13 protein-coding genes are annotated in these 12,239 nt (G+C 65.4%); 10 read left to right on the top strand and 3 right to left on the bottom strand.

Translation table 11 applies throughout. From position 1 onward, the window contains the following. Both ARC78_RS06115 and ARC78_RS06110 read right to left on the bottom strand, forming a co-directional pair. The coding region (locus ARC78_RS06115; protein WP_241772685.1) for a PfkB family carbohydrate kinase at positions 1-369 on the bottom strand (369 nt) is incomplete at its 3' end. Then, positions 369-1,664, bottom strand: coding sequence for a NupC/NupG family nucleoside CNT transporter (locus ARC78_RS06110; protein WP_054658076.1), 1,296 nt, complete (start codon positions 1,662-1,664; stop codon positions 369-371). The genes ARC78_RS06115 and ARC78_RS06110, both read right to left, overlap by 1 nt. Positions 1,665-1,865: 201 nt before the next feature. On the opposite strand from ARC78_RS06110, the gene ARC78_RS06105 reads away from it, so the two are divergent. From ARC78_RS06105 to ARC78_RS06090, 4 genes are all read left to right on the top strand, one after another. Further along, positions 1,866-2,837: a potassium channel beta subunit family protein gene (locus ARC78_RS06105; protein WP_054658078.1), complete on the top strand. Its 972-nt coding sequence runs from the start codon at positions 1,866-1,868 to the stop codon at positions 2,835-2,837. A 151-nt stretch (positions 2,838-2,988) separates the two neighbouring features. Further along, the gene (gene hemP / locus ARC78_RS06100; RefSeq protein ID WP_054658092.1) at positions 2,989-3,183 is read left to right on the top strand and encodes a hemin uptake protein HemP; all 195 of its coding nucleotides are present in this window, start codon (positions 2,989-2,991) and stop codon (positions 3,181-3,183) included. Between the two features lie 147 nt (positions 3,184-3,330). Next, positions 3,331-5,514, top strand: a complete 2,184-nt coding sequence (locus ARC78_RS06095) for a TonB-dependent hemoglobin/transferrin/lactoferrin family receptor (protein WP_057505923.1) — start codon at positions 3,331-3,333, stop codon at positions 5,512-5,514. A 116-nt stretch (positions 5,515-5,630) separates the two neighbouring features. After that, the gene (locus ARC78_RS06090) at positions 5,631-6,563 is read left to right on the top strand and encodes a DUF6607 family protein (RefSeq protein ID WP_054658080.1); all 933 of its coding nucleotides are present in this window, start codon (positions 5,631-5,633) and stop codon (positions 6,561-6,563) included. Positions 6,564-6,615: 52 nt separating this feature from the next. On the opposite strand, the gene ARC78_RS06085 is transcribed toward ARC78_RS06090, so the two are convergent. Continuing rightward, positions 6,616-6,969, bottom strand: coding sequence for a DMT family protein (locus ARC78_RS06085; protein WP_054658082.1), 354 nt, complete (start codon positions 6,967-6,969; stop codon positions 6,616-6,618). A 176-nt stretch (positions 6,970-7,145) separates the two neighbouring features. Here ARC78_RS06085 and ARC78_RS06080 point away from each other — a divergent pair, with 176 nt between their 5' ends. The 6 genes from ARC78_RS06080 to ARC78_RS06055 all read left to right on the top strand — a co-directional run. Beyond that, positions 7,146-7,868, top strand: coding sequence for a response regulator transcription factor (locus ARC78_RS06080; RefSeq protein ID WP_054658084.1), 723 nt, complete (start codon positions 7,146-7,148; stop codon positions 7,866-7,868). A gap of 141 nt (positions 7,869-8,009) precedes the next feature. After that, the gene (locus ARC78_RS06075) at positions 8,010-9,284 is read left to right on the top strand and encodes a sensor histidine kinase (RefSeq protein ID WP_054658086.1); all 1,275 of its coding nucleotides are present in this window, start codon (positions 8,010-8,012) and stop codon (positions 9,282-9,284) included. Positions 9,285-9,428: 144 nt separating this feature from the next. After that, complete coding sequence (locus tag ARC78_RS06070) at positions 9,429-9,809, top strand: diacylglycerol kinase (protein ID WP_057505922.1); 381 nt, start codon at positions 9,429-9,431, stop codon at positions 9,807-9,809. A gap of 54 nt (positions 9,810-9,863) precedes the next feature. After that, a complete protein-coding gene (locus tag ARC78_RS06065) occupies positions 9,864-10,613 on the top strand; it encodes a TerC family protein (protein WP_054658088.1) in 750 nt (249 codons plus the stop codon). A gap of 149 nt (positions 10,614-10,762) precedes the next feature. Then, on the top strand, positions 10,763-11,395 hold the full coding sequence (locus ARC78_RS06060) for a LemA family protein (protein ID WP_054658090.1): 633 nt from the start codon (positions 10,763-10,765) through the stop codon (positions 11,393-11,395). A 10-nt stretch (positions 11,396-11,405) separates the two neighbouring features. Next, on the top strand, positions 11,406-12,239 hold an 834-nt coding region (locus ARC78_RS06055), incomplete at its 3' end, for a TPM domain-containing protein (RefSeq protein WP_096144914.1).

Raw genomic sequence — 12,239 nt, 5'->3', positions numbered from 1 at the left:
CGAGGCATTGGCGCCGGCGCCGATGACGATGGAGTTGCGGCCGCGCGCATCGACATAGATGCCCGCGGTGCCGGTGGGCTCGCTGCTGGCCTCGGCCACCAGCGCCAGGCCGTCGGCGGCGGCCAGCTGGCGCGCCAGGGCTCCGCCGGCGTCCTCGCCCAAGGCGCAGACAAAGTGGGTGTCCGCGCCGGAACGGCACGCGGCAACGGCCTGGTTGAAACCCTTGCCGCCGGGACCGGTACTGTAACGGCCGGCAATGGTCGCCCCTGGCGCGGGCAGGGCATCGCAGCGCCAGACGTGGTCGACATTGAAGGAACCGGCAACAACTACAGAACTCATGGAATCCATATCTCGAAAGTGGCTGGGGATCAGCCGAAATGGGTCAGCACGCCGGCGATGGTGGCCGTCATCAAAGTGGCGATGGTGCCACCGAGCACGGCGCGCAGGCCGAACTTGGCCAGGTCCTGGCGACGCTCCGGGGCCAGTCCGCCGATACCGCCGATCTGGATGGCGATCGAGCTGAAGTTGGCGAAACCGCACAGCGCGTAGGTGGCGATCAGGCGGCCTTCGTCACTCAGGACCACGCCAGCGACGTTGCCCTTGATGATTTCCGACAGCTCCAGATAGGCCACGAACTCGTTGATCACCAGCTTCTGGCCGATCAGCGACCCGACCGTAGTGGCATCGGCCCACGGGGTGCCGATCACCCAGGCGATCGGCGCCAGCACGTAGCCGAAGATCGTGGACAGGTTGGTCGGCTTGCCGATCATCTGGGCCAGACCGGTGACTTCACCGACCCAGGTCAGTGGCGCGTTGAGCAGCGCGATCAGGGCGATGAAGGCCAGCAGCATCGCGCCGATGTTCAGCGCCAGACGCAGGCCATCGCCCGCACCGGCGGCGGCGTCGATGATGTTGGAAGAGGTCTTCTCCACTTCCATCTTCACCGTGCCCCGGGTCAGCGGGGTGCCGGTTTCCGGGATCAGCACCTTGGCGATCACCAGCGTGGCCGGGGCGGCCATGATCGAGGCGGCCAGCAGGTGTTTGGCGTAGAACGCCTGCGCCGCCGGATCGCCCGCGCCCAGCATGCCCACGTAGGCGGCCAGCACACCGCCGGCGATGTGCGCCATGCCGCCGATCATCATCGTGATCAGTTCGGACTGGGTCATCTTGGAGATGTACGGGCGCACGGTCAGCGGCGCTTCGGTCTGGCCGATGAACACACTGGCGCAGACGCTGGTGGTCTCGGCGCCGGACACGCGCATGATCTTGGTGATGGCCCAGGCCATGGCCTTGACGATGGCCTGCATCACGCCCAGGTGGTACATCACGCCCATCAGCGCGGAGAAGAAGATGATCGTGGGCAGCACCTGGAAGGCGAAGATGAAGCCGTACTTGGGCACATCCATCAGGCTGCCGAAGATGAAGCTGGAGCCTTCATTGACGAAACTCAGGATCTTGACGAAGCCCTGGCCCAGCCAGTCGAACACGTCACGGCCGCCGGGAACCAGCAGCACCAGTGCGGCAAAGGCCACCTGCAACGAGATACCGGTGGCCACCAGCCTCCAGTCCACCGCTTTCTTGTTGTTGGAAAACAGCCAGGTGATGCCCAGAAGCACCGCCAGGCCGAACAGGCCGAAGCCGATCCTGCCAAAACCTTCGACCATGAGTAATCCCCGGGCGTGCCCGCAAAAGACGCAAGCCTAGAGCAGCGGCCTATGTCGGGCAAGAATTAACAGGGCATGCACCTGCAATTGCGGCGATTGCGCCGATCTCGGCAAGGTTCGCGGCCTGGCCTGGTATCCGCGGCCCGTTACACTCTGGGCCGTTCGCGCCGGTTGGTGCGCCAGAAATCCCAGGAGTCCGCCATGCAATACCGTCGTCTCGGCTCGTCCGGCCTGCAGCTTTCCGCCCTGTCGTTCGGGGCCTGGGTCACTTTCGGTGGCCAGATCGGGCGCAGCGAGGCCCGCAACCTGATCGCGGCGGCGTGGGACAACGGGGTCAATTTTTTCGACAACGCCGAGGTCTACGCCCAGGGACGCGCCGAGGAGGTGATGGGCGATGTGATCGGCGACCTCCGCCTGCCGCGCGATGGCTATTGCGTCTCCAGCAAGGTGTTCTTCGGCGCGGTGCCCTCGCCCAATCCCCTGCAGCGCGGGCTCTCGCGCAAGCATGTCATCGACGCCTGCCACGCCGCGCTCAAACGCCTGCACGTGGAGTATCTGGACCTGTACTACTGTCATCGCCCGGATCCGGACACGCCGATCGGCGAAACCGTGCTGGCCATGGACACCCTGATCCGCCAGGGCAAGGTGCTGTACTGGGGCACCTCGGAGTGGTCGGCGGCGCAGATCGCCGAGGCGGTGGCCTTCGCCCGCGCCCATCATCTGTATGCGCCGATGATGGAGCAGCCGCAGTACAACCTGCTGCATCGCACGCGGGTGGAGGAGGAATACGCGCCGTTGTACAGCGACGCCGGGCTGGGTACCACGATCTGGTCGCCGCTGGCGTCGGGCCTGCTGACCGGCAAGTACAACGACGGTATCGGCGCCGACAGCCGTCTGGCGACCTCGTCGATGGACTGGTTGCAGGCGGCCGTACTCGGTGATCCGGCTGAGGACCGGTTGGGCAAGGTCCGGCGTTTCACCGCGGTGGCCGCAGAGCTGGGCGAGTCGCCGGCCCAGCTGGCCATCGCCTGGTGCCTGCGCAATCCCAACGTGTCCAGCGTGATCCTTGGCGCCAGCCGGGTCAGCCAGCTGGAGGAGAACCTGCGCGCGCTGGATGTGGTCGCACGGGTGGAGGATGCGGCCTGGAAAAAGATCGAGGCGGCCTTTGCCTGAGGCCCGTCAGGCGGCGGGCCGTGCGCGAGATGGGCGCACGCCGCTGCTGAGGGCTGCAGGTCGGGCGGGATGGAGGAGGTCGCTCGTCAATGCTTGCATTGATATTGAGAATCATTATCATAAACTCCGTCCCCAGCACGGAATCACGATGATGTCCGCCCAACCTGTCCTGCTCCGCTCCCGCACGCTGCATCTGCCGCAACGCCCTGTCCAGCTGATGTCCGGTGAAGGAATCCTGGACAGCGGCGCCCTGCTCAAGGGGCAGCGCGAAATCCTGATCCAGCATGGCGACACGTTCTACCGTCTGCGCCATACCAGCAATGACAAGCTGATCCTGACCAAGTAATTCCGCAGCACGCTCCTGCCAGCCGGCGCCTGTCCTGGTGCCATGCCCGCCTGAATCGACCCCTCTCCCTTGGCCACCACCGGCCTGCTTCGGCAACCCGGTTGCTGTGTCCGCGGGCTCTGTTCCTTCGATTGATTCCAGGCACCCATGATCCGTCCAACTGTTCTGAGCGCCGCCCTGTGGGCGGTGTTGTCTCCTGCGCACGCTGAAACCGCCACCTCGGCCGATGTGCGTGATTTCGACCGCGTCCAGGTCACCGCCACCCGGACCGCGCGGGCGGTCAGTGATGTCGCCGCCACGGTCGATGTGATCGACCGCGAACAGCTGGACAACCAGCTGGTGCACGACATCCGCGATCTGGTCCGCTACGAGCCGGGCATTTCGGTAACCCGCAGCGTGACCCGGTTCGGACTGGGCGGCTTCCGTATCCGCGGCCTGGACAGCAACCGCGTGCTGATCCAGACCGACGGCATCGCCATGCCGAAGAGCTTCAACATCGGCAGCTTCGCCAATGCCAACCGCGATTTCACCGATCTGGAAACCCTCAAGCGGGTGGAGATCGTGCGCGGGCCGGCCAGCTCGCTGTACGGCTCCGATGCACTGGGCGGGGTGGTCGCGTTCGTCACCAAGGACCCGGCCGACTATCTGGGCGAAGGCAAAGGCAGTTACGTCGGTCTGAAGTTCGGCTATGACGGCGACTGGCAGGGCCTGCTCGGCAGTGCGACTACCGCGTTCGGTGGCGGGCGCTGGAGCGGCATGGTCAACGTCAACCACCGGCAAGGCCAGGACACCGCCAACCAGGGCGAGCTGCGTAGCCGTGACAACACCCGCACCGCCGCCAACCCGCAGCAGCGCGATGGCCGCAGCGTACTGTCCAAGCTGGTCTATGCCCACGACCAGAACCAGCGGTTCCGCCTGACCGTGGAAGGCAACGAGGACCGCACCGATACCGATGTGTATTCGGCGATCGATCGCACCACGACCACCGGCATGACCGCGCATGACACGCAGACCCGCGCGCGGGTGGCGTTCGCCCATGAGATGGATGCGCTCGACAGCGCGTTGGCCGACAGCCTGCGCTGGCAGCTGTATCGCCAGGACAGTGAGACCACGCAGGTCACCAACGAGCAGCGCGCCAATGGCAGCCGCCGCCATCGCCAGTTCAATTTCGACCAGCGTGTCTACGGTCTGCAGGCGTTGCTGGACAAGTCTTTCGAGACCGGCCGCGTGGCGCATGCGCTGACCTGGGGCTTGGATGGCGCATGGACCGAAATACGCCAGAAGCGCGATGGCTTCCAGGTGCTGGTCAATGGCACGGTGAGCAGCACGATCCTGCCGGACGTGTTCCCGGTGCGCGACTTCCCGGTCAGCAAGACCACCGAGCTGGGACTGTACGCCCAGGATGAGATGCGTCTGGCCGACGGGCGGCTGTCGCTGGTGCCGGGCATCCGCGTGGATCACTACCGGCTCAAGCCGGAACTGGATGCGATTTTCGCCGCTGACAACCCGGGCATGGCGGTGGCCTCGCTGACCAAGACCAGTGTGTCGCCGAAGTTCGGTGCGGTCTGGCGCTTTGACGAGCAGTGGTCGCTGTTTGCCGGCTATTCGCACGGCTTTCGTTCGCCGCCGTACAACGACGTCAATCTGGGTTTCACCAACGTGATGTTCGGCTACACCGCCATCCCCAATCCGGAACTGAAGCCGGAAACCAGCGACGGCGTGGAGCTGGGGCTGCGCTTCATCGCGCCGACGGCCTACGTCAGCGTGAGCGGCTACTACAACTACTACCGCGACTTCATCGAATCGCAGCGGTATGTCGGTGACAACGCCCAGGGGCTGATGGTGTTCCAGTCGCAGAACATCGCCGATGCGCGGATCTACGGTGCGGAAATGAAGGCCGGGGTGGATTTCGGCGAACTGTCCAACGCGCTGGAAGGCTGGTCGCTGCGCAGCGCGGTGGCGTTGTCACGCGGTGACAACCGCACCGAGGACGTGCCGCTGGACTCGATCGATCCGCTGCGCGGCAGCGTCGGGCTGATGTACGACCGCGATGCGTGGGGGATGGAGCTGGCCGGTACCTTCGCGCGCCGCAAGGACCGTATCGCCAGCGCCACGGCCTACCGCCCCGGCGGCTACGGCGTGCTGGATCTGATGGCGCACTGGGAGTTCGCGCCCGGTGCGAAGGTGAATGTCGGTGTGTTCAACCTGGGTGACCGCAAGTACATCGACTGGTCGGGCATCACCGCCAATCTGGCCGGCAACAGCCCGGTGCTGGATCGCTACACCCATCCCGGCCGCACGGTGTCGGCCAGCCTGGCGCTTTCCTGGTGATTTCGCTGCGCTGATACCGCCGGCACGCAGTAGTGCGCGCGGTACCGCGGCAAACGGATCTCTCCCGGCCACGGATGGCCCCTCTCTTTCTGCTACCCCTCACAAAGGAACGACACATGAAATTGCTTTCCGCCGGCGCGTTGCTGCTGTTGGCCAGCAGCGGCGCAGCCAGCGCCCAGTCCGTGGACACCGCGCGTGATCGCGCCAGCATCCTGGCGATGCAGGGCGAATACACGGTGGATTTCGCCTTCGATGAAACCGTGCTGCTCAAACCCGGCTACGAGCGCGCCCCGGCCATGCGCAGTGGTGGCAACGAGGTGGTGATCGTGGTGGAAGACAGCCCGCAGCGCATCGTGTTGCAGCATCTGCTGGTGGATGGGAAAAGCGGCCACGTCACCAAGCATTGGCGGCAGGACTGGGTCTATGAGGCGGCCACCCGTTTCGAGTTCAGCGCCGAGCAGACCTGGGTGGTGCGCACGATTCCGGCGGCGGTCAACAAAGGCGCCTGGACCCAGTGCGTGTACGAGGTCAGCGACGCGCCGCGTTACTGCGGCACCGGCCGGTGGAGCTACGCCAACAACGTGCCGACCTGGACCAGCGACCTGAGCTGGCGGCCGCTGCCACGTCGCGAATACACCCGGCGCAGCGATTACAACGCGCTGGTGGTGATCAACCGGCACACGCTCACGCCGGGTGGCTGGACCCATGAGCAGTTCAACACCAAGGTGCAGCGCAATGCCGATGGCCGCCAGGTGGAGATCGCCCGCGAATTCGGCTTCAACGACTACCTGAAAACCAGCGAGGTCGATTTCTCCCCCGCTCGCAATTACTGGAGCGCGACGGCCGGATTCTGGGCGCAGGTGCGCCAGCGCTGGGAGGGATGGCTGGGCAGGGCCTCGGGCGTACATCTGAAAACACAACTCGATGGCATGGCGATGATCATCCCGCTGTTCGAACAGGCCGAGGCCGTGCAGGGCGGGGCGGCGGTGGATGAGGCGAAGATCGATACGGTATTCGCCCGGTTCGTTGAGCCGGCGTCGATCAAGTAATCCGGAGGGCCCCGCACTGCGGGGCCTTTCCCTGTCAGGCAGCGTGGTGGCGCTATTCCTTGAACATCAGTAGCGCCGCCACCACGATGAGCGCGAAGGCCGCCCAGTGGTTCCACTTCAGCGGCTGGTCCAGATAGGTGGCCGAGAACACTGCAAACACCACCAGCGTGATCACCTCCTGCATGCCCTTGAGCTGCGGCGCCGAATACACCGCGCTGCCCAGGCGGTTGCCGGGCACCTGCAGGCAGTACTCGAAGAAGGCGATACCCCAGCTGACCAGGATCACCGTCATCAGCGGCGCCGATTTGAATTTCAGATGGCCGTACCAGGCCACCGTCATGAAGACGTTGCTGGCGACCAGCAGCAGGACGGGGTACAGATAGGCGGTGATCGGCATGCCGGGCATAGGGCGCTGAGCGTGGCGGGGGTCCACAGCATAGGGCGGTCGCACGGTCCTGGAGTGCCTGATCGCGGACAGAATTCCGGTCCCGGCGACCTTCGTGATCACGAATTGCGGCGGTCTTCACACGCTTTCTACTCCGGATGCGGCATGTTTCACAAAGCTGAAGATTAGGAGGCTCCATGCGACAGACAAAGGAATCGTCCGGGTTGGTGCTGGTCGTCGAGGACAACCGCAATATTTCCGAAATGATCGGCGAGTACCTGGAAAGCAAAGGGTTCGAAGTGGATTACGCGGTCGATGGCCTGGACGGCTACCGGCTGGCGGCTGAGAACAGTTACGACGTGGTGGTTCTGGATCTGATGCTGCCGCGTCTGGACGGCATCGAGGTCTGCCGCAAATTGCGCAATGAAGCGCGCAAATCCACGCCGGTGCTGATGCTGACCGCCCGCGACACGCTGGACGACAAGCTCACCGGGCTGGGCTACGGTGCCGATGACTATCTGACCAAACCCTTTGCGATCCAGGAGCTGGAAGCACGGCTGCGGGCACTGATCCGCCGCGAGCGCCGCCAGGTCGGGGCCGAGGTGTTGAAGGTCGCCGACCTGGTGCTGGACCCGGTCAGCATGCGCGCCACCCGCGCCACCCGCGCCGGCAGCGAACTGCAGCTGTCGCCGATCGGCCTGCGGTTGCTCACCATCCTGATGCGCGAGTCGCCGCGGGTGGTCACCCGGCAGGAGATCGAGCGGGAGATCTGGGGCAACGGCCTGCCCGATTCGGATACCCTGCGCAGCCACCTGTACAACCTGCGCAAGATCATCGACAAGCCTTTCGACCATCCGCTGCTGCACACCGTGCAGAGCGCCGGCTACCGCATCGCCGACATCGCCCAGCCGATGAGTTGACCGGCGGGTGGCAGAGGGACGTGTAGTGGCAACCAGGAATGGCTGTCGCACCCCGTGTGCGACAGCGTTTGCCGGTGCTCTGTTACGGCCGGGAAGTACCGTCGATGGCGGTAGTCGCGACGTTTCGCGGCAGGAGCCGTAATGGCGCACGGATTGCCGCGCAAGATCAGGATCGCTTTTATCGTGCAGGCACTGCTGGCCAGTCTGGCGGTGCTGCTGGGCGGCTATCTGGTGTCGCTGGTCATCAAGCACGGACTGGTCCATGTCGTGCTGCAGGAAGAGGCCGATTACTACTGGCAGCTGCACGAGGCCTCGCCGGTGCAGCCGCCGCCCAACACGCGCAATATCCGCGGTTACCTGCTGGAAACCGGGCAGTCGAGTCTGAGCCTGCCCAAGGACCTGCGCCCGCTGGAACCCGGCTTCCATGAGCTGAAGGCGGCCGACCAGCTGGTGCTGGTCGATCAACGCCCGGCCGGACGGCTGTACCTGGTGTTCCTGCGCTCGCAGGCGCAGCGGGCCGCGTTCTGGTTTGGCGTGGTCCCGGTATTGATCACCTTGCTGGGGATCTACGGCGCGTCGTGGCTGACCTACCGCGCCTCGTGGCGGATCGTCTCGCCGGTCAACTGGCTGGCGCGGCGGGTGTCGCAATGGGATCCGCGGTACCCCGATGCCAGCGAACTGGCGGCGGAGCGGCTGCCGGCCGATGTGCAGGGCGAAGCCCGCCAGCTGGCGGCCGCGCTGCATTCGCTGGCCAGCCGGGTGGGGCAGCATGTCGCCCGCGAGCGGAACTTCACCCGCGACGCCAGCCATGAACTGCGTACCCCGCTGACCGTGATCCGCATGGCCAGCGACATGGCGCTGAGTACGCCGGAGCTGGATCCACGCCTGCAGCGCAGTCTGGGCCGTATCCAGCGGGCCGGGCGTGATATGGAAGCGGTGATCGACGCTTTCCTTATCCTGGCGCGCGAGGCCGATATCGAGCCGCAGGCCGAATGGTTCGATGTGGCCGATATCGTCCGTTATGAAGTCAATAACGCCCGTGAAATGCTGGCCGGGCGACCGGTCGAGCTGACGCTGGAAGTGGTGGGCAACAACCACCTGCTGCTGGCGCCACCGCGGGTGATGCATGTTGTCGTCAGCAACCTGCTGCGCAATGCCTGCGCCTATACCGATACCGGCACGATCGCGGTGGAAGTGGGCAATGACCGGGTGGTGGTGCGCGACAGCGGCATCGGCATGACGGAAGAGAGCCTGGCGCGGGTGTTCGAGCCGTTCTTCCGGGCTGAGCCGGCCCGTCCGCTGGGGACCGGGCTGGGGCTGTCGATCGTGCGCCGGCTGTGCGAGCGCTTCGGCTGGCGGATCGAACTGGAAAGCGCGCCGGGGCAGGGCACCACGGCTACCGTCCACTTCGGCTGACAGCGCCGGCCGGCGGTTCCCGGGAAGTGCCCGGAAGCTTGTGGCAGAATGCGCGGTCGCCATCCACATACATCGGTGCTCCCGCTGTGATGCACTCTTCTTTTCTGCAGTCCGTCGGCCGCCGCGCGGCGGGAGCTGGCTCTCATGGCTGATGGGATCGGGCATATGCCCCGTGGTCCGGCCCGTATCCTGAAGGCGGCCAAGTGGTCCTGGCAGGGGCTGTGCGCAGCCTGGATGCATGAATCCTCGTTCCGCCTGGAAGTGTGCCTGTTCGTGGTGCTGGCGCCGCTGGCGCTGTGGCTGGGCCAGACGCCGGTGGAGCGCGCGCTGCTGGTCGGCTCGATGTTGCTGGTCATCGCCATGGAGCTGGCCAACTCGGCCATCGAGGCGGTGATCGAGCGCTATGGCCCGGAGTATCACGTGCTCGCCGGACGCGCCAAGGACATGGGATCGGCGGCCGTGTTCGTGCTGATGATGAATGTGCTGCTGTGCTGGGGCCTGATCCTGGTGCCCCGTCTTTTCTGACAAGTCATCCGCCGGGCGGCGGTGACGCTATGGCTTTATTGAAGGATTTTCTGCATGTCTTTTGAGCTTCTTGCCGACCCGAACGTCTGGGTCACCCTGTTCATGCTCAGCGCACTGGAAATCGTGCTCGGCATCGACAACCTGGTGTTCATCTCCATTGCGGTCGGCCGTCTGCCCGAAGAAAAGCGTCCGCTGGCCCGTCGCGTCGGTATCGCGGTGGCGTGCGTCACCCGCATCCTGCTGCTGGTGTCGCTGGCGTTCCTGGCGCATATGGAGAACAACCTGTTCAACATTGCCGGGATGGGCATTTCCATCCGGGATCTGGTGTTGATCATTGGTGGCCTGTTCCTGCTCTACAAGGGCGTGGCCGAAATCCGCGAGCTGGTCAGCGGCGGTGAGGATGCCGACCCGACGACCACCAAGGCGTCGGCCACGTTCGGCATGGTGATCGCGCAGATCGCGGTGATCGACATCGTGTTCTCGCTGGATTCGGTGATCACCGCCGTGGGCATTGCCGACCACATTCCGGTGATGGTCTGCGCGGTGCTGCTGGCGGTGGCGGTGATGCTGCTGGCGGCCAATCCGCTGGGCCGCTTCATCGACGCCAATCCGACCGTGAAGCTGCTGGCGCTGGCCTTCATCCTGCTGGTCGGTGCGGTGCTGGTGCTGGATGGCCTGGACGTGCACGTGCCCAAGCCCTACATCTACGCGGCGATGGGTTTCTCGGTGCTGGTGGAGTGGCTGAACCTGCTGATGCGCCGCAACGCCAAGGCCCATCACGTGCCGGGCGCGGACAGCTGGTAAGTCTCCGGCATAGCCCGGACAGGATCGCCCTCGCCGCCAACTGGCCGGAAGAGGGAGCGGAGAGGCCGGCATTGCCGGCCTTTTCCGTATGCACACGCTGAACACCGGCCGTGGCATGCTCGGCGCTCCTGCCGTCAAAGGATCCGACCATGCGCCAGTACCTCCGCCTGATGTTGCTTGTCGTCGCGGCGATCTCGATTTCCGGGTGTGGCTACAACGCCATCCAGCAGAAGGACGAGGCGGTCACGGCCGGCTGGTCCGAGGTGGTGAACCAGTACAAGCGTCGCGCCGACCTGATTCCCAACCTGGTCAACACCGTGCAGGGTTATGCCCAGCAGGAACGGCAGGTGCTGACCGAGGTTACCAATGCCCGTGCCAAGGTCGGGCAGATCCAGGTCAATGCCGATGACGCCGATTCGCTCAAGCAGTTCCAGCAGGCGCAAGGTGAACTGGGCAGCGCGCTGTCGCGGCTGCTGGTGGTCAGCGAGAACTACCCGACGCTGAAGTCCGACCAGAACTTCCGCGACCTGCAGGCGCAGCTGGAAGGCACCGAGAACCGCATCACCGTGGCCCGTGGCCGCTATATCCAGCTGGTGCAGGACTACAACACGTTCATCCGCTCGTTCCCGCAGGTGATCACCGCCAAGCTGTTCGGTTACAAGGCCAAACCCAATTTCACGGTCGAGAACGAGGCGCAGATCGCACAGCCGCCGGCGGTGAACTTCGGCACCCAGCCGGCTGCGCCGCAGCAGACGCCGCCGCAGCCCGCATCGGCACAGTGAGCCGCGCGCGATGAGCGCATTGCTGCAGCGCTTTGGCCTGTTGCTATGCCTGCTTGGCCTGGGTTGGGCGGGCGCGTTGCCGGCCCAGCAACTGGCGCCGATTCCGCCGCTGGATTCGCCGGTGGTCGATACCACCGGCACTCTGGATATGGCACAGAAGCAGGCGCTCGAGCAGCAGGCCTTGGCCCTGCAGCAACGCAAGGGCAGCCAGCTGCAGGTGCTGATCGTGCCGACCACCCAGCCGGAGGATATCGCCCAGTACACCACCCGGGTGTTCGACCAGTGGGCCATCGGCCGCAAGGGCGTGGACGATGGGGTGCTGCTGGTGGTGGCCAGGGATGACCGGAGGGTGCGGATCGAGCCGGGCTACGGGCTGGAGGGGGCCATTCCCGACGCCATCGCCAACCGGGTGATCCAGGAGTATCTGGTGCCGCATTTCCGCCAGGACGATTATGCCGGCGGTATTACCGCCGCCACGGCGGTACTGGTGGGGCTGATCGAGGGCGAGGCGCTGCCGGCGCCGGTGGCCAGCAACCGCAACAACGAGGAGGGCAATGGCGATCAGACCTTCTTCTTCGCGATCATGATCGGCGTCTTTGCGGCAGGTTTCATGCGGCTGTTGCTCTCCCGACTGCCGCGTCCGGCGCGTGGGCTGGCAGCGGGCCTGGTGGCCGGTGGTATTGGCTGGGTGCTGTTGTCGATGCTCGGCGGCGGTATCGCCGCCGTGGCCGCGCTGTTGCTGTCCTTCGGCAAGACGTCCGGCGGCGGTTTCGCCAGCGGTGGCGGTTGGGGCGGAGGTGGTTTCGGAGGCGGCGGATTTGGCGGGGGCGGTTTCGGCGGAGGG

The organism is Stenotrophomonas pictorum JCM 9942 (assembly GCF_001431585.1).
Lineage (GTDB): Bacteria > Pseudomonadota > Gammaproteobacteria > Xanthomonadales > Xanthomonadaceae > Stenotrophomonas > Stenotrophomonas pictorum.
The sequence above is the reverse complement of the archived record's forward strand: the minus strand, read 5'-3'. Positions and strand labels throughout refer to the sequence as shown.

What these genes read in the sequence shown, in the direction of transcription:
- ARC78_RS06110 (WP_054658076.1), bottom strand. Translation starts at nt 1,664, where the DNA reads ATGGTCGAAGGTTTTGGCAGGATCGGCTTCGGCCTGTTCGGCCTGGCG.
- ARC78_RS06105 (WP_054658078.1), top strand. Translation starts at nt 1,866, where the DNA reads ATGCAATACCGTCGTCTCGGCTCGTCCGGCCTGCAGCTTTCCGCCCTG.
- hemP (WP_054658092.1), top strand. Translation starts at nt 2,989, where the DNA reads ATGTCCGCCCAACCTGTCCTGCTCCGCTCCCGCACGCTGCATCTGCCG.
- ARC78_RS06095 (WP_057505923.1), top strand. Translation starts at nt 3,331, where the DNA reads ATGATCCGTCCAACTGTTCTGAGCGCCGCCCTGTGGGCGGTGTTGTCT.
- ARC78_RS06090 (WP_054658080.1), top strand. Translation starts at nt 5,631, where the DNA reads ATGAAATTGCTTTCCGCCGGCGCGTTGCTGCTGTTGGCCAGCAGCGGC.
- ARC78_RS06085 (WP_054658082.1), bottom strand. Translation starts at nt 6,969, where the DNA reads ATGCCCGGCATGCCGATCACCGCCTATCTGTACCCCGTCCTGCTGCTG.
- ARC78_RS06080 (WP_054658084.1), top strand. Translation starts at nt 7,146, where the DNA reads ATGCGACAGACAAAGGAATCGTCCGGGTTGGTGCTGGTCGTCGAGGAC.
- ARC78_RS06075 (WP_054658086.1), top strand. Translation starts at nt 8,010, where the DNA reads ATGGCGCACGGATTGCCGCGCAAGATCAGGATCGCTTTTATCGTGCAG.
- ARC78_RS06070 (WP_057505922.1), top strand. Translation starts at nt 9,429, where the DNA reads ATGGCTGATGGGATCGGGCATATGCCCCGTGGTCCGGCCCGTATCCTG.
- ARC78_RS06065 (WP_054658088.1), top strand. Translation starts at nt 9,864, where the DNA reads ATGTCTTTTGAGCTTCTTGCCGACCCGAACGTCTGGGTCACCCTGTTC.
- ARC78_RS06060 (WP_054658090.1), top strand. Translation starts at nt 10,763, where the DNA reads ATGCGCCAGTACCTCCGCCTGATGTTGCTTGTCGTCGCGGCGATCTCG.